Annotated in this window: 14 protein-coding genes; all 14 read left to right on the top strand. The window is 71.8% G+C overall.

Going from position 1 to position 16823, the window contains the following annotated elements; translation table 11 throughout:
- Window positions 1-49: 49 nt before the first annotated feature.
- Window positions 50-2059, top strand: a complete 2010-nt coding sequence (locus tag ACLJTM_RS25200; RefSeq protein ID WP_411105990.1) for a peptidoglycan D,D-transpeptidase FtsI family protein — start codon at window positions 50-52, stop codon at window positions 2057-2059.
- 36 nt (window positions 2060-2095) lie between these two features.
- Window positions 2096-3826, top strand: coding sequence for a UDP-N-acetylmuramoyl-L-alanyl-D-glutamate--2,6-diaminopimelate ligase (locus tag ACLJTM_RS25205; protein ID WP_411105991.1), 1731 nt, complete (start codon window positions 2096-2098; stop codon window positions 3824-3826).
- Window positions 3823-5247, top strand: coding sequence for a UDP-N-acetylmuramoyl-tripeptide--D-alanyl-D-alanine ligase (locus ACLJTM_RS25210; protein ID WP_411105992.1), 1425 nt, complete (start codon window positions 3823-3825; stop codon window positions 5245-5247). The genes ACLJTM_RS25205 and ACLJTM_RS25210 overlap by 4 nt, the downstream gene beginning before the upstream one ends.
- Entirely contained in the window at window positions 5244-6314 is a 1071-nt protein-coding gene (gene mraY / locus ACLJTM_RS25215) for a phospho-N-acetylmuramoyl-pentapeptide-transferase (RefSeq protein WP_411105993.1), read from the top strand. Before ACLJTM_RS25210 ends, mraY begins: the two co-directional genes overlap by 4 nt.
- Window positions 6296-7741, top strand: a complete 1446-nt coding sequence (murD, locus tag ACLJTM_RS25220; protein ID WP_411105994.1) for a UDP-N-acetylmuramoyl-L-alanine--D-glutamate ligase — start codon at window positions 6296-6298, stop codon at window positions 7739-7741. Before mraY ends, murD begins: the two co-directional genes overlap by 19 nt.
- Window positions 7742-7808: 67 nt before the next feature.
- On the top strand, window positions 7809-9170 hold the full coding sequence (ftsW, locus tag ACLJTM_RS25225; protein WP_411105995.1) for a putative lipid II flippase FtsW: 1362 nt from the start codon (window positions 7809-7811) through the stop codon (window positions 9168-9170).
- Window positions 9171-9176: 6 nt separating this feature from the next.
- The gene (murG, locus tag ACLJTM_RS25230; protein ID WP_411105996.1) at window positions 9177-10271 is read left to right on the top strand and encodes an undecaprenyldiphospho-muramoylpentapeptide beta-N-acetylglucosaminyltransferase; all 1095 of its coding nucleotides are present in this window, start codon (window positions 9177-9179) and stop codon (window positions 10269-10271) included.
- A gap of 14 nt (window positions 10272-10285) precedes the next feature.
- The gene (locus ACLJTM_RS25235; protein WP_411105997.1) at window positions 10286-11131 is read left to right on the top strand and encodes a cell division protein FtsQ/DivIB; all 846 of its coding nucleotides are present in this window, start codon (window positions 10286-10288) and stop codon (window positions 11129-11131) included.
- A 279-nt stretch (window positions 11132-11410) separates the two neighbouring features.
- The gene (ftsZ, locus tag ACLJTM_RS25240) at window positions 11411-12616 is read left to right on the top strand and encodes a cell division protein FtsZ (RefSeq protein WP_411105998.1); all 1206 of its coding nucleotides are present in this window, start codon (window positions 11411-11413) and stop codon (window positions 12614-12616) included.
- Window positions 12613-13344 carry a peptidoglycan editing factor PgeF gene (gene pgeF / locus ACLJTM_RS25245; RefSeq protein WP_411105999.1) on the top strand — a complete coding sequence of 244 codons (732 nt, stop codon included), beginning with the start codon at window positions 12613-12615 and terminating at the stop codon, window positions 13342-13344. Before ftsZ ends, pgeF begins: the two co-directional genes overlap by 4 nt.
- Before the next feature lie 3 nt (window positions 13345-13347).
- On the top strand, window positions 13348-14067 hold the full coding sequence (locus ACLJTM_RS25250; RefSeq protein WP_411106000.1) for a YggS family pyridoxal phosphate-dependent enzyme: 720 nt from the start codon (window positions 13348-13350) through the stop codon (window positions 14065-14067).
- A gap of 149 nt (window positions 14068-14216) precedes the next feature.
- Complete coding sequence (locus ACLJTM_RS25255) at window positions 14217-14834, top strand: cell division protein SepF (protein ID WP_411106001.1); 618 nt, start codon at window positions 14217-14219, stop codon at window positions 14832-14834.
- A 60-nt stretch (window positions 14835-14894) separates the two neighbouring features.
- Window positions 14895-15191, top strand: coding sequence for a YggT family protein (locus ACLJTM_RS25260; protein ID WP_411106002.1), 297 nt, complete (start codon window positions 14895-14897; stop codon window positions 15189-15191).
- Between the two features lie 82 nt (window positions 15192-15273).
- A complete protein-coding gene (locus tag ACLJTM_RS25265) occupies window positions 15274-16518 on the top strand; it encodes a DivIVA domain-containing protein (RefSeq protein ID WP_411106003.1) in 1245 nt (414 codons plus the stop codon).
- Window positions 16519-16823 lie beyond the last annotated feature (305 nt).

A 16823-nucleotide genomic window follows, 5' to 3' on the forward strand; every position in this document is an offset into this window, starting at 1 on the left:
CTTCCCCCGCTCCCTCCTTCCCCCGCCCGCCCGCCGGGGCGGTGGCCGCGTGAGTCCGCAGGAGCCGCCGCGGCGGCGGGTCCCCGGGCCCGGACGGCCCCGCCCCGGCGAGCGGGCCCGGGCCGGCTCCGCACGGCCGGCGGCCCGCTCCGGTACGCGCCGGCCCGCCCCGGCCCGCCGGCCCCACACCATCCGGCTCGGCAGCCCCCGGCCCCGGCTGCGGCTGGTCAGCGTCGGCCTCACCCTGGTCATGCTGGTGTTCGTGGTCCGACTGCTCCAGGTCCAGGCCGTCGACGCCCGCGCCTTCTCCGCGGAGGCCTCGAAGAACCGCTACACCAGCGTCAAACTGGCCGCCGAGCGCGGCGAGATCACCGACCGCAGGGGCGTGGCCCTGGCCACCAGCGTGGATGCGTACGACATCACCGCCGACCCCAAGATGTTCACCCCGCAGGACAGCAAGGCCCCCGACGCCCCCGAGCAGGCCGCCGCCCTGCTCGCGCCGATCCTCGGCAAGGACGCCGCGGAGATCGCCGGCCGCCTGAAGTCGCCGAACAGCCGGTACGTGGTCCTCGCGCAGCGCCAGACCCCCCAGGTCTGGAACCAGATCAAGGACCTCAAGCGGGTCTTCTCCGACAAGGCGGCCGCCGACAAGAAGAACAACGGCCCCGGCGCCAACGTCCTCGCGGGCGTGTTCAAGGAGGACAGCAGCAAGCGCGTGTACCCGGGCGGCGACCTGGCCGCCGGGATACTGGGCTACGTCAACGCCGAGGGCAAGGGCGGCGGGGGACTGGAGTCCTCCCTCGACAAGAAGCTCGCGGGCAAGGACGGCGAGGTCACCTACGCGCAGTCGGGCGGCCGCCGGGTCCCCACCGCCGGCTCCAGCGAGAAGCCCGCCGTGCCCGGTGACGACATCGAACTGACCATCGACCGCGACATCCAGTGGGCGGCGCAGAGCGCCATCGCCGAGCAGGTCCAGAAGTCCGAGGCCGACCGCGGCTACGTCATCGTCCAGGACACCCGCACCGGCGAGGTACTGGCCATGGCCAACGCCCCCGGCTTCGACCCCAACGACCTCACCCGGGCCAGTTCCGCGGCCATGGGCAACGCCGCGCTCCAGGACGTGTACGAGCCCGGCTCCACCGCCAAGGTGATGTCGATGGCCGCCGTCCTGGAGGAGAAGAAGGCCACGCCGCAGACGCACGTCGAGGTGCCCAACCGGCTGCACCGCGGCGACCGGCTGTTCAAGGACGACATCGACCACCCGACCTGGTACCTGACCCTCAACGGGGTCCTCGCCAAGTCCTCCAACATCGGCACCATCCTGGCCACCGGCCAGCTCGGGCCGACCCAGCCCGAGGCGAACAAGGTCCTGCACTCCTACCTGACCAAGTTCGGCATGGGGCGCCCCACCGGCCTGAACTACCCCGGCGAATCCCGCGGCATCCTCGCCGAGCCGCAGGACTGGTCCACCTCCCAGCAGTACACGATCCCCTTCGGCCAGGGCATGTCGCTCAACGCCATGCAGGCGGCCTCCGTGTACTCCACCGTCGCCAACGGCGGGGTGCGCATCGAACCCACCCTGGTCCGCGGCACCAAGGGCCCCGACGGCCGCTTCACCCCGGCGCCTGCCCCCGAGCAGAACCGGGTGGTCAGCCAGGAGACCGCCAAGACCCTCGCCGAAATGCTCGAATCCGTGGTCGACGACCAGGAGGGCACCGGAGTCAAGGCCCGCATCCCCGGCTACCGGGTCGGCGGCAAGACCGGCACCTCCAACCGGGTGGATCCGGCCACCGGCCGCTACAAGGGCTACACCGCCTCCTTCGCCGGGTTCGCCCCCGCCGACAACCCGCGCATCACCGTCTACTGCGCCATCCAGAACCCCACCAAGGGCAGCTACTTCGGCGGCCAGATCTGCGGCCCCATCTACAAGAAGGTCATGGAGTTCGCCCTCAAGACCCTCCAGATCGCCCCCACCGGAACCGCCCCCGCCGGGCTCCCGGTCACCTTCGACCCCGGCCCGCAGGCCGCTCCGCAGCCCAGTCCGCAGCCCGGTCCGTGACCCGCGACCCGGCCAGAAAAGCGTGAGGCACCATCAGTGACAACGATCACCCCGAATCCGGGGAACCAGTCCGCCGCCGACGCCGGGACCGGGCCCTCGCTTCGCGAGCGGGCGGCCGCGCCCGGTACGCTCACCGCCGTGCCCCACGCTGATCAGCCCAGAACCACCCAGAAAGCCGCCCCGGCAGTGCCGCCGGGAGCGCCCCGGCCCCTGACCGTCAGCCCGACCCCGCTGGGCGAGCTGGCGGCCCTGCTGGGCGTCCAGGTCCCCGGCGAGGCCGCGGTCACCGGCATCACGCACGACTCCCGTGCGGTGCGCCCCGGTGACGTCTACGCGGCCCTGCCCGGCGCCCGGCTGCACGGCGCCGACTTCGCCGCCCAGGCGGCGGACCTCGGCGCAGCGGCCGTGCTCACCGACCCCTCGGGCGCCGACCGCGCGGCCGCAACCGGTCTGCCGGTGCTCGCCGTCGACGACCCGCGCGGCCGGATGGGCGAGCTCGCCGCCGCGATCTACGGCCGCCCCGGCGAGGGCCTGCTGCAGATCGGCATCACCGGGACCTCGGGCAAGACCACGACGGCGTACCTCGTCGAGGGCGGCCTGCGGGCGGCGGGACGCAGCACCGGGCTCATCGGCACCGTCGAGATGCGCATCGGTGACGAGCGGATCAAGTCCGAGCGCACCACCCCCGAGGCGACCGACCTCCAGGCCCTCTTCGCGGTCATGCGCGAACGCGGGGTCGAGGCCGTCGCCATGGAGGTCTCCAGCCACGCCCTGGTCCTCGGCCGGGTCGACGGCTGCGTCTTCGACGTCGCCGTCTTCAACAACCTCAGCCCGGAGCACATGGAGTTCCACTCCGACATGGAGGACTACTTCCAGGCGAAGGCGCAGCTCTTCACCGAGCGCCGCGCCCGCCTCGGGGTGGTCAACGTCGACGACGAGTACGGCCGCCGCCTCGCGAAGGAGGCGCCGATCCCGGTCGTCACCTTCTCCGCCGCCGGCGACCCGGCCGCCGACTGGCGCGCCGAGGACGTCGTGTTCGGGCACATGGACTCCACGCTGACCGTGGTCGGCCCGGAGGGGCAGCGGATCTCCGCCACCGCCCCGCTGCCCGGCCCGTTCAACGTCGCCAACACCGTCGCCGCGATCGCCACCCTCGCCGCGGCCGGCCTCGACCCGCAGACCGCCGCCGACGGCGTCGCCGCGGTCCCCGGGGTGCCCGGCCGCCTGGAGCGGGTGGACGCGGGCCAGCCGTACCTGGCCGTCGTGGACTACGCGCACAAGACCGACGCCGTCGAATCGGTGCTCCGCGCGCTGCGCGAGGTCACCACCGGCAAGCTGCACATCGTCCTCGGCTGCGGCGGCGACCGCGACACCACCAAGCGCGCCCCGATGGGCGCCGCGGCCGCCCGGTACGCCGACCTGGCCGTGCTGACCTCCGACAACCCGCGCTCCGAGGACCCGCTGGCGATCCTCGCCGCGATGTTCGAGGGCGCGGTGTCCGTACCACCCGACGAGCGGGCCGCCGTCGTGGTCGACGCCGACCGGGCGGCGGCCATCGCCGCGGCCGTCGCGCGCGCCGAGCCCGGCGACACCGTGCTGGTGGCGGGCAAGGGCCACGAGCAGGGCCAGGACACCGCAGGCGTCGTACGGCCCTTCGACGACCGGCAGGTGCTCCGGGCCGCGATCGGGCTCCGGCAGCAGCAGGCAGAGCGGGCCGCGCAGGCCGCGTCCCCCGAGCAGGTCCGACAGGCCGAGGTGAACCAGTGATCGACCTCTCCCTCGCCGAGATCGCCGACATCACCGGCGGGCGGCCCCACGACATACCGGATCCGTCGGTGCGGATCAGCGGGCCCGTCGTCATCGACTCCCGCCAGGTGGAGGCCGGCAGCCTCTTCGCGGCCTTCGACGGCGAGCACGTCGACGGGCACGACTACGCGGTGCGGGCGGTCGAGGCGGGCGCCGCGGCCGTCCTCGCGGCCCGGCCGGTGGGGGTGCCCGCCGTCGTCGTCCCTGACGTCGAGAAGGCGCTCGGAGCCCTCGCCCGCGCGGTCGTCGAGCGTCTCGGCACCGACGTGGTGGCCCTGACCGGCTCCGCCGGCAAGACCTCCACCAAGGACCTCATCGCCCAGGTGCTCCAGGCCCACGCGCCCACGGTGTGGACCCCCGGCTCCCTGAACAACGAGATCGGCCTGCCGCTCACCGCGCTGAAGGCCACCGCGCAGACCCGCCACCTGGTCCTGGAGATGGGGGCCCGCGGCATCGGCCACATCGCCTACCTGACCGGGCTCACCCCGCCGCGCATCGGCCTCGTCCTCAACGTCGGGACCGCGCACATCGGCGAGTTCGGCGGCCGTGAGCAGATCGCCCAGGCCAAGGGGGAGCTGGTCGAGGCACTGCCGGCGGCGGCCGAGGGCGGCGTCGCCGTCCTCAACGCCGACGACCCGCTGGTCCGCGCGATGAGCAGCCGCACCCGGGCCCGCACGGTCTTCTTCGGTGAGGCCGACGAGGCCGAGGTACGGGCCACCGATGTGCGCATGGGACCGGGGGGACGTCCCTCCTTCACACTCCACACACCCACCGGGTGCAGTGATGTGACCTTGCGGCTGTACGGTGAGCACCACGTGTCGAACGCGCTCGCCGCGGCCGCCGTCGCCCATGTACTGGGCATGTCCGCATCGGAGATCGCCACCGCGCTCTCCGGGGCGGGCACCCTGTCCCGGTGGCGGATGGAGGTCACCGAGCGGGCGGACGGCGTGACGATCGTCAACGACGCCTACAACGCGAACCCCGAGTCCATGCGGGCCGCCCTGCGCGCGCTTGCCGCGATGGGCGGCACCGCGAGGGCCGAGGGGGGACGCACGTGGGCGGTGCTCGGCCCCATGGCCGAACTCGGTGACGCATCGCTCGCCGAGCACGACGCGGTGGGACGGCTTGCCGTCCGGCTCAACGTGAGCAAGCTCGTCGCAGTCGGGGGCAGGGAAGCGTCCTGGCTGCAACTGGGCGCATATAACGAGGGTTCGTGGGGTGAGGAGTCGGTGGTCGTGTCCGACGCGCAAGCGGCGGTCGACCTGTTGCGCAGGGAACTGCGCCCGGGTGACGTCGTGCTGGTGAAGGCTTCGAGGTCGATCGGTCTGGAGCGGGTCGCGCTGGCGTTGCTGGAGCGCGAGGGCGAGGTCGCCGACCGATGAGGCAGATCCTGTTCGCCGGAGTCATCGGACTCTTCCTCACGCTCGTCGGCACCCCGCTGCTGATCAAGCTGCTGGCCCGCAAGGGCTACGGCCAGTTCATCCGCGACGACGGCCCCCGCGGCCACGCCGGGAAGAAGGGCACGCCCACCATGGGCGGCATCTCCTTCATCCTGGCGACGCTCGTCGCGTACGCCCTGACGAAGGTCATCACCGGCGAGCCGGTGAGCCTCTCGGGCCTGCTCGTGCTCTTCCTGATGGCGGGCATGGGACTGGTCGGCTACCTGGACGACTACATCAAGATCGTCAAGCGGCGCTCCCTCGGCCTGCGGGCCAAGGCGAAGATGTCCGGCCAGCTGATCGTCGGCATCGCCTTCGCGGTGCTCGCGCTCCAGTTCAAGGACTCGCGCGGGCTGACCCCGGCGTCCACCAGGCTCTCGTTCGTCACGGACTTCGGCTGGTCGATCGGGCCGGTGCTGTTCGTCGTCTGGGCGCTGTTCATGATCCTGGCGATGTCCAACGGCGTGAACCTGACCGACGGTCTGGACGGCCTGGCCACCGGCGCCGCGGTGATGGTCTTCGGCGCCTACACCTTCATCGGCGTGTGGCAGTACCAGGAGTCCTGCGTGAACGCGCAGGACCTGACCAACCCGGGCGCCTGCTTCGAGGTCCGCGACCCGCTGGACCTCGCGGTCGTGGCCTCCGCCCTGATGGGCGCCTGCTTCGGCTTCCTGTGGTGGAACACCTCGCCCGCCAAGATCTTCATGGGTGACACCGGCTCCCTGGCGCTCGGCGGCGCCCTCGCCGGCCTGGCGATCTGCTCCCGCACGGAGTTCCTGATCGCCCTGCTCGGCGGCCTGTTCGTCCTCATCACCATGTCGGTCGTCATCCAGGTCGGCTCCTTCAAGATGACCGGCAAGCGGGTCTTCCGGATGGCGCCGCTGCAGCACCACTTCGAACTCAAGGGCTGGTCCGAAGTCCTTGTCGTGGTCCGCTTCTGGATCATCCAGGGCATGTGCGTGATCGTGGGTCTCGGTCTCTTCTACGCGGGATGGGCAGCCGACAAGTGACCTCCTGGCAGGGCAAGAACATCACCGTCGCCGGCCTCGGCGTGAGCGGCGTCAGCGCCGCCCGCGCCCTGGCCGGCCTCGGCGCGTCGGTGACCGTCGTCGACGGCGGCGACGGCGAGGGCCACCGGGCCCGCGCCGCCGAACTGGCCGCCCTGGGCATCTCCGTACGCCTGGGCGACGCGCAGACCCTCCCCGAGGGCACCGACCTGGTCGTCACCTCGCCCGGCTGGAAGCCCGAGAGCCCGCTCTTCGCGGCCGCCGGACGGGCGGGCGTCGAGGTGGTCGGCGACGTGGAGATCGCCTGGCAGCTGCGCGGGGAGAACGCCGCCCCCTGGCTGGCGATCACCGGCACCAACGGCAAGACCACCACCACCCAGATGCTGGCCTCGATCCTCAAGGCTGCCGGCCTGCGGACCGCGGCCGTCGGCAACATCGGCACCCCGATCATCGACGTGGTGCTCGACGAGGGTGCGTACGACGTGCTCGCCGTCGAACTCTCCAGCTACCAGCTGCACTGGGCGCCCTCCGTGCGCGCCCACTCCGCGGCCGTGCTCAACCTCGCCCCGGACCACCTCGACTGGCACGGCTCCATGGGGGCCTACGCCGCCGACAAGGGCCGCATCTACGAGGGCAACACCGTGGCCTGCGTCTACAACGCCGCCGACCCGGCCACCGAGAAGCTGGTCGAGGACGCCGACGTCGAGGAAGGCTGCCGGGCGATCGGCTTCACCCTCGGCGCCCCGGGCCCCTCCATGCTCGGCGTGGTCGACGGGATCCTCGTCGACCGGGCCTTCGTCGCGAACCGGCAGAAGAACGCCCAGGAACTCGCACAGGTCGAGGACGTCAACCCGCCCGCCCCGCACAACATCGCCAACGCGCTCGCCGCCGCGGCCCTGGCCCGCGCCTTCGGCGTGGAGCCGCGCGCGGTCCGCGACGGGCTGCGCAACTTCCGCCCCGACGCGCACCGGGTCGCGCACGTGGACGAGGTGGCCGGGGTCGGGTACGTCGACGACTCCAAGGCCACCAACACGCACGCCGCCGAGGCCTCCCTGGCGGCCTTCGAGCCGGTCGTCTGGATCGCGGGCGGGCTCGCCAAGGGCGCTGCCTTCGACGAGCTCGTGCAGAAGTCGGCCAAGCGGCTGCGCGGGGTGGTGCTGATCGGCGCCGACCGGGCCCTCATCGCCGAGGCGCTGGCGCGACACGCCCCCGAGGTCCCGGTCGTCGACCTCGCCCGGACCGACACTGGGGCGATGCTCGCGGCGGTCCGGGAAGCGGCCCGGCTGGCCGAGCCCGGCGACACGGTCCTGCTGGCGCCTGCCTGCGCCTCCATGGACATGTTCGCGAACTACAACAAGCGCGGGGACGCATTCGCCGACGCGGTGCGCGAACTGGCCGCCGGGGACGCTGCGGACGCGGCCGGCTCCTAGGGCTCCGGAACACGACGGTTCCCTCCGGCCGGCCGCTCGCCCGTACGAGTGGAGGGGAAGATCACAGATGCCGGCCAAGCAAATGCTGCCGGGGCGGCGGCCGTCCGCGGTCCGGGTGAGGGGCCGGGTCCGCCCGGCGGCGAACGTGCGGCGGCCCGGGGGCCGCGGGCCGCTGGCGCGACTGCGGCGTACGCAGCAGCAGCTGCGCAGGGCCTGGGACCGCCCCCTCACCGCGTACTACCTGATCTTCGGCAGCTCGCTGCTGATCACGGTGCTCGGCCTGGTGATGGTCTACTCGGCGTCCATGATCAAGGCGCTCCAGCTCGGCCTGGGTGACGCCTACTTCTTCAAGAAGCAGTTCCTGGCCGCCCTGCTGGGCGCGGGGCTGCTGCTGATCGCCTCCCGGATGCCGGTCAAACTGCACCGCGCGCTCTCCTACCCGGTGCTGGCCGGCACGCTCTTCCTGATGGTCCTGGTCCAGGTCCCCGGGATAGGAGTGTCGATCAACGGCAACCAGAACTGGATCTCCCTCGGCGGCCCCTTCATGCTCCAGCCCAGCGAGTTCGGCAAGCTGGCGCTGATCCTGTGGGGCGCCGACCTGCTGGCGCGCAAGGGCGACAAGGGGCTGCTGGACCAGTGGAAGCATCTGCTGGTGCCGCTGGTCCCGGTGGCCTTCCTGCTGCTCGGACTGATCATGCTCGGCGGGGACATGGGCACCGCCATGATCCTCGGCGCCATCCTGTTCGGCCTGTTGTGGCTGGCCGGTGCGCCGACCCGGCTGTTCGTCGGGGTGCTGGCGTTCGCTGGTGTGATCGTCGCACTGCTGATCAAGACCAGCCCGCACCGGATGGACCGGCTGGAGTGCCTCGGCGCCACCGAACCCGGCAAGAACGACCTCTGCTGGCAGGGCGTGCACGGGATCTATGCCCTCGCCTCGGGCGGGTGGTTCGGTTCCGGCCTCGGCGCCAGTGTGGAGAAATGGGGGCAACTCCCCGAAGCCCACACCGACTTCATCTTCGCCATCACCGGCGAGGAACTGGGTCTGGCGGGGACGCTGTCGGTGCTCGCCCTGTTCGCGGCCCTAGGCTATGCGGGTATCCGCGTGGCCGGACGCACGGAGGACTCCTTCGTACGGTTTGCCGCGGGAGGCGTGACCACCTGGATCACGGCGCAGGCCGTGATCAACATCGGTGCGGTGCTCGGCCTGCTGCCGATCGCCGGAGTCCCGCTCCCGCTGTTCTCCTACGGAGGGTCGGCCCTGCTGCCGACCCTGTTCGCGGTCGGACTGCTCATCGCCTTCGCGCGGGAGGAGCCGGCGGCGCGCGCGGCCCTCGCGATGCGGCAGCCGAAGACCGGCTGGAAGCGGACCGTGGTGAGATGGAAGTCGATGAGACGGCGCGTCAAGAAGCGTCCGTCCGGAGAGCGGTGAATTTCGGTGCATGTCGTACTCGCCGGTGGGGGGACCGCCGGCCACATCGAGCCGGCGCTCGCCCTCGCGGACGCCCTGCGCAGGCAGGACCCTTCAGTGGGCATCACCGCCCTGGGCACGGAGCGCGGACTCGAAACGCGCCTGGTGCCGGAGCGGGGCTACGAACTCGGGCTGATCCCCGCCGTACCGCTGCCGCGCAAGCCCACCCCGGAGCTGATCACCGTCCCCGGGCGGCTGCGCGGCACGATCAAGGCCGCGGAGCAGATCCTGGAGCGCACCAAGGCCGACTGCGTCGTCGGCTTCGGCGGCTACGTGGCCCTGCCCGGCTACCTCGCCGCCAAGCGGCTCGGGGTGCCGATCATCGTCCACGAGGCCAACGCCCGGCCCGGACTGGCCAACAAGATCGGCTCCCGCTACGCGCACGCCGTCGCGGTCTCCACCCCCGACAGCAAGCTCCGCGGCGCCCGCTACGTGGGCATCCCGCTGCGGCGCTCGATCTCCACCCTCGACCGGGCCGCGGTGCGCCCCGAGGCGCGCGCCGCCTTCGGCCTGGACCCCAACCTGCCCACGCTGCTGGTCTCCGGCGGCTCGCAGGGCGCCCGCCGCCTGAACGAGACCATCCAGCAGATCGCGCCGACCCTCCAGCGCTCCGGGATCCAGATCCTGCACGCGGTGGGGCCGAAGAACGAACTGCCGCGTGTCGACAACATGCCCGGGATGCCGCCGTACGTCCCGGTACCGTACGTGGACCGGATGGATCTCGCGTACGCCGCCGCCGACATGATGCTGTGCCGCGCGGGGGCGATGACCGTCGCCGAACTGTCCGCCGTCGGGCTCCCGGCCGCCTACGTCCCGTTGCCGATCGGCAACGGCGAACAGCGGCTCAACGCCCAGCCGGTGGTCAAGGCCGGAGGCGGTCTGCTCGTGGACGACGCGGAACTGACGCCCAAGTGGGTGCTCGGCCAGATCGTCCCGGTGCTGTCCGATCCGCACCGCCTGTACGAGATGTCCCGGGCCGCAGGCGAGTTCGGCCGCCGGGACGCCGACGACCTGCTGGTCGCCATGGTGTACGAGGCCATCGCGGCCCACAGGAACCACTGACGCAGGAGGCAGGAGTGGCCGGAGCGCCGACCGCCCAGCGCGGGACACCGTTTTCCGAACGGCCCGACGGGTCAGCCCGCCAGGGCTCCGGCCCCGCCAAGCCCCCCGAGGCGCCCGGCAAGCCGAAGCGACCCGGCCCGCGGGGCCTGGGCGGACGCGCCCGCCGGGGCCCCGTACTGGCCGCCCTCGCCGCAGCGGCGGTGCTCGCGGGCGCCGTCACCTGGGCCCTGTACGGCTCTTCGTGGCTGCGCGTCGAGAAGGTCACGGCGACCGGCACCGGCGTGCTCACACCCGAGCAGGTGCTGGCCGCCGCGGCCGTCCCGGTGGGCGCCCCACTGGTGAGCATCGACACGGACGAGGTCGAGAAGCGGGTCAGGGGCCGGCTGCCCCGCATCGATTCGGTCGATGTGGTGCGGGCCTGGCCGCACGGAATCGGGCTGAAAGTGACGGAACGCAAACCCGTTCTGCTCATCAAGAAGGGCGCTGACTTCGTCGAAGTGGACGCTTCCGGTGTGCGATTCGACACGGTGGCGAAAGCGCCCGCCGGCGTCCCGGTCCTCGCACTGGACGCCGCGCGCTCCCCGAGTGCCCGCCGTTTCGACGAGGAGCGGCTGCTGCACGAGGCCGTACAGGTCGCCGGCGGCCTCCCGGCGGCCGTGGCCCGGCAGACCGTGCAGGTCAGAGTGGGTTCGTACGATGCGGTCGTGCTGGAGCTGACCGGGGGCCGCAGCGTGATGTGGGGGAGCGGCGAACTGGGTGATGCGAAGGGGCGCGCACTGACCGCCTTGTTGAAAGCCGCTCCGAAGGCCGGTCACTTCGACGTGAGCGTCCCCACCGCCCCTGCGGTGTCCGGGAGTTGACGTCGGGTCGAACAGCGGCGCACCCTGGTTGGCCAGCGATACGGGTGATCACATAGGGTGAAAAGAAAAACGGGAGGTTCGGCGTGTTCGTTGAACCCGCGCTACTTGTCGACTTAGTGTCCTGTTCGGAAGAGTCCAAGGAACAGACACACCCCTAACCCTAAACTTCAGGGTGAGGGTTCGGGTCGGCGCGTTCGGACCGTCCCTATTTCGGCATCAGTCGTCGCAACGCAGGCCCGCGAGGCGGCGACACGTAACTCGAGGCGAGAGGCCTTCGACGTGGCAGCACCGCAGAACTACCTCGCAGTCATCAAGGTCATCGGTGTCGGCGGCGGTGGTGTCAATGCCATCAACCGAATGATCGAGGTCGGTCTCAAGGGCGTCGAGTTCATCGCCATCAACACGGACGCCCAGGCGCTGTTGATGAGCGACGCCGACGTCAAGCTCGACGTCGGCCGGGAACTCACCCGCGGCCTCGGCGCCGGGGCCAACCCGGCGGTCGGTCGCAAGGCGGCAGAGGACCACCGCGAGGAGATCGAGGAGGTCCTCAAGGGGGCCGACATGGTCTTCGTCACCGCCGGTGAGGGCGGCGGCACCGGCACCGGCGGCGCGCCCGTCGTCGCCAACATCGCCCGCTCGCTCGGAGCCCTGACGATCGGTGTGGTCACCCGGCCGTTCACCTTCGAGGGCCGGCGCCGCGCGAACCAGGCGGAGGACGGCATCGCCGAACTCCGCGAAGAGGTCGACACCCTCATCGTCATCCCCAACGACCGGCTGCTGTCCATCTCGGACCGCCAGGTCAGCGTGCTCGACGCCTTCAAGTCGGCCGACCAGGTCCTGCTCTCGGGCGTCCAGGGCATCACCGACCTCATCACCACCCCGGGTCTGATCAACCTCGACTTCGCCGACGTCAAGTCCGTGATGTCCGAGGCCGGCTCGGCCCTGATGGGCATCGGCTCCGCCCGCGGTGACGACCGGGCCGTGGCGGCCGCCGAGATGGCGATCTCCTCGCCGCTGCTGGAGGCGTCCATCGACGGCGCCCGCGGTGTGCTGCTCTCCATCTCCGGTGGCTCCGACCTCGGTCTCTTCGAGATCAACGAGGCTGCGCAGCTGGTCAGCGAGGCCGCGCACCCCGAGGCGAACATCATCTTCGGCGCGGTCATCGACGACGCGCTCGGCGACGAGGTGCGGGTCACCGTCATCGCCGCCGGCTTCGACGGCGGACAGCCCCCGGCCCGCCGGGACAACGTCATCGGTGCGGCGTCCACCAAGCGCGAGGAGCCCGCCCCGGCTCCGGCCCGCGCCCCCGAGCCGGTCCGCCCGGCCTTCGGCGGACTCGGCTCGGTCACCCCGCGCGAGGACCCCCCGGCCCCCGTCGAGGCCGCCCCGGCCGAGGCCCAGGCGCCCGCGCCGCAGGTCCCGACGGCCCGGCCGTACCAGGACAGCCCGGCCGAGGAACTGGATGTCCCGGACTTCTTGAAGTGACACCGGAGCAGCACAGCGTGGGCGGCGCCCACTTCGCCTTCACCGACCGGTGGGGCGGAGTGAGCGCCGTTCCGTACGAAGAGCTCAACCTCGGCGGCGCGGTCGGAGACGACCCGGCCGCCGTTCTCGCGAACCGGGCCCGCGCGGCCCGGTCCCTGGGGCTGGAGCCGGACCGGGTGGTCTGGATGAACCAGGTCCACGGCCGGGACGTCGCCGTGGTCGAAGAGCCCTGGGGGGCCGGGGCGCAGATCCCCGCGGTCGACGCGGTGGTGACCGCCCGTCGGGGGCTGGCCCTCGCGGTGCTCACCGCCGACTGCACCCCGGTCCTGCTCGCCGACCCCGTTGCCGGGGTGGCGGGGGCGGCGCACGCGGGGCGGCCCGGACTGGTCGCCGGGGTGGTGCCCGCCGCGGTCGCGGAGATGGTCGCCCTGGGCGCTGAACCGGAGCGGATCACGGCCCGCACCGGACCCGCGGTCTGCGGGCGCTGCTACGAAGTGCCCGCGGAGATGCGGGAGGCGGTGGCCGAGGCGGTACCGGCCGCCCGGGCCGAGACCAGGTGGGGGACGCCGGCGGTGGACGTGGTCGCCGGGGTGCACGCCCAGCTCGCGGAGGCGGGGGTGGTGGACATCAGCGGATCCGGGTTCTGCACACTGGAGTCGCGGGACCACTTCTCGTACCGCCGCGACCGGGTGACCGGGCGGCTTGCCGGATATGTCTGGTTGGACTGAGCAATGACGGATCGTAAGGCGGAGCTCGCGGAGAACCTCGCCCGGGTGGAGGAGCGCATCTCCTCGGCCTGTGCGACCGCGGGGCGCGCGCGGAACGAGGTGACGCTCATCGTGGTCACCAAGACCTACCCCGCAAGCGACGTACGACTGCTGGCGGACCTCGGGGTCCGCCATGTTGCGGAGAATCGTGACCAGGATGCCGCCCCCAAGGCCGCGGCCTGCGCGGATCTGCCGCTCACCTGGCACTTCGTCGGCCAGTTGCAGACCAACAAAGTCCGTTCCGTGGCGGGATACGCGCACGAGGTGCAGTCGGTCGACCGGCCCCGGCTCGTGAGCGCCCTCTCGGCCGCGGCGGTGCACGGCGGCCGCGAACTCGGCTGCCTCGTCCAGCTCGCCCTCGACGCCGAGTCCGGGGAGCGCGGTACCCGCGGCGGCGCGGCGCCCGAGCAGTTGGCCGCACTTGCGGACCTCGTCGCGGCGGCGCCCGGACTGCGGATCGACGGAGTGATGACCGTCGCTCCGCTGGCCGGGCCGTACGCGGGGCGTGAACGGGCGGCGTTCGAGCGGCTGGTGGAATTGTCATCCCGCCTGCGCGCGGACCATCCTGCTGCCACGATGGTGTCGGCCGGGATGAGCGCAGACCTGGAACAGGCCGTTGCGGCCGGTGCGACACATGTACGCGTCGGCACTGCGGTACTCGGCGCGAGACCCCGGCTCGGGTAACGTCGCGAAGAAAGTCGGACCACAGCAGAAAATATGGTCATTCCCGCTGATGGGCGGGCAGACCACGTGGATCGCGGGCAGTTGGTGACATTCGTGACACGGCGGCACCTGCGACAGGGCGATCCACCACAGAGCGGAGGACTCAGAGAATGGCCGGCGCGATGCGCAAGATGGCGGTCTACCTCGGCCTCGTGGAGGACGACCGGTACGACAACCCGGGGTACGACCCCGACGACGAGTTCGAGCCCGAGCCGGAACCCGAGCGAGCCCGGGAGCGGGACCGCCGCCAACAGCCGGTTCACCAAGCACCCGTAGCGGACGAACCCGTACGAATTGCCCAGCCTCCGGCGCAACGGGAACCTATCCCAATTCCGGTGGAAAACGGACGTCCCGCGCGAATCGCCCCCGTGGCATCCATCACACCTGACCGCACCAACCTGGAGAAGAACTCACCCGTGATCATGCCCAAGGTCGTCTCCGAGCGGGAGCCGTACCGCATCACGACGCTGCACCCCCGGACCTACAACGAGGCCCGTACCATCGGGGAACACTTCCGTGAGGGCACTCCGGTGATCATGAACCTCACGGAGATGGACGACACGGATGCCAAGCGTCTCGTGGACTTCGCCGCCGGTCTCGTCTTCGGCCTGCACGGCAGCATTGAACGCGTGACACAGAAGGTGTTCCTGCTGTCGCCTGCTAACGTCGATGTCACGGCGGAGGACAAGGCCCGCATCGCGGAGGGCGGGTTCTTCAACCAAAGCTAGACCGATCCGTCAGACACGGGGCCGGGAACAGAGCGGGATACGGGGAGAGGGAAGCACGGGATGGGTGTCGCACTCGAGGTCGTCTACGTCGTGCTGGCGTGCTTCCTCGGCGTCCTGATCTTCCGACTGGTCATGGACTACGTCTTCCAGTTCGCACGTTCATGGTCGCCCGGCAAGGCGATGGTGGTCGTTCTGGAGGCCACCTACACTGTCACCGATCCACCGCTCAAGCTTCTGCGGCGGTTCATCCCGCCGTTGCGTCTCGGGGGCGTGGCACTCGACCTGTCCTTTTTCGTTCTGATGATCATCGTTTACATCCTCATCAGTTTCGTGAGCACCGCTGCGAGAAGCGTGTGAACGATGTGCTTCCCCGCAGGCGCGGGGACAGTCCCGATACGGTCTTGCCGACTGCCGACGACTACGTAGAGGTGAAGAAGACATGCCGCTGACCCCCGAGGACGTGCGGAACAAGCAGTTCACGACCGTCCGCCTCCGAGAAGGCTATGACGAGGACGAGGTCGATGCCTTCCTCGACGAGGTCGAATCCGAGCTGACGCGCCTGCTGCGCGAGAACGAGGACCTGCGCGCCAAGCTGGCCGCCGCCACGCGCGCCGCCGCGCAGAACCAGCAGCAGCAGGGCATGCGCAAGCCGGAGCCCCAGGACCAGCGAGGCCCGGGCGCCCCCGTGCCGGCGGCCATATCCGGCCCGCCGCAGCAGCAGCAACAGCAGCAGCAGATGGGCCCGCCGCAGCTGCCGGGCGGCCAGCCCCAGCTGCCCGCCGGTCCCGGCGGGCACGGCCAGCAGGGTCCCGGCCCGATGGGCGGCCCCATGCAGCAGCACCCCATGGGCGGACCGCAGGGCATGGGCCAGCAGGGCATGGGCCAGCAGGGCATGGGTCAGCAGCCCATGGGACAGCAGGGCATGGGCCAGCAGTCCATGGGCGGCCAGAACCCGCTCGGCCAGCAGATGCAGCCCATGGGGCAGCAGATGCAGCCGATGGGCCAGCAGATGCAGGGCATGGGCCAGCCCATGCACCAGCAGCAGCCGCAGCTCCCGCAGCAGGGCCCCGGCGGCGACAGCGCCGCACGCGTCCTGTCGCTGGCGCAGCAGACCGCCGACCAGGCGATCGCGGAGGCCCGTTCCGAGGCCAACAAGATCGTCGGCGAGGCCCGTTCGCGTGCCGAGGGCCTGGAGCGGGACGCCCGCGCCAAGGCCGATGCGCTGGAGCGGGACGCGCAGGAGAAGCACCGCGTCGCGATGGGCTCCCTGGAGTCCGCCCGCGCCACGCTGGAGCGCAAGGTCGAGGACCTGCGCGGCTTCGAGCGCGAGTACCGCACCCGCCTGAAGTCGTACCTGGAGTCCCAGCTGCGCCAGCTGGAGACGCAGGCCGACGACTCCCTGGCACCCCCGCGCAACCCGGGCGCCCCCTCGCTGCCGCCGTCGCCGTCGCCCTCGATGGCCCCGGCCGGTGCGATGGGCCACTCCATGGGCGGTCCCTCGATGGGCGGCCCGTCCCCCATGGGCGGTCCCTCGCCGATGGGCGGAGCCCAGTCCTACGGCGGCCAGCAGCAGATGTCCCCGGCCATGACCCAGCCGATGGCTCCGGTCCGGCCGAACGCGCCGCAGCCGATGCAGGCGCCGTCGCCGATGCGCGGCTTCCTGATCGACGAGGACGACAACTAGGCGCCGCGCCGCAGGTCGGCAGTCGCTTCAACGGGCCGGGCCCGGTTCCCCTCAGGGGGCACCGGGCCCGGCCCGTTCCCGTACCGGGGTGCGGCTGCGGGGACGGGCGGGGCCGCGCCTGCCGGGCTCTGCCCGGACCCGCGCCTCAAACGCCGGCGGGGCTGGTCCTGGCTCCTGCCGTCGGAGGCGTGCAGCCGGGTGTCCCGGGATCCGCCCGACACGGGCGAATCCAGCCCCGCCGGCGCTTGAGGCGCGGGCGCGGAGCGCCGTGTTCGTGCGGGAGCGGCAGAGGGGCGGAGAAACAG

Source organism: Streptomyces sp. cmx-4-9 (assembly GCF_046548835.1).
Lineage (GTDB): Bacteria > Actinomycetota > Actinomycetes > Streptomycetales > Streptomycetaceae > Streptomyces.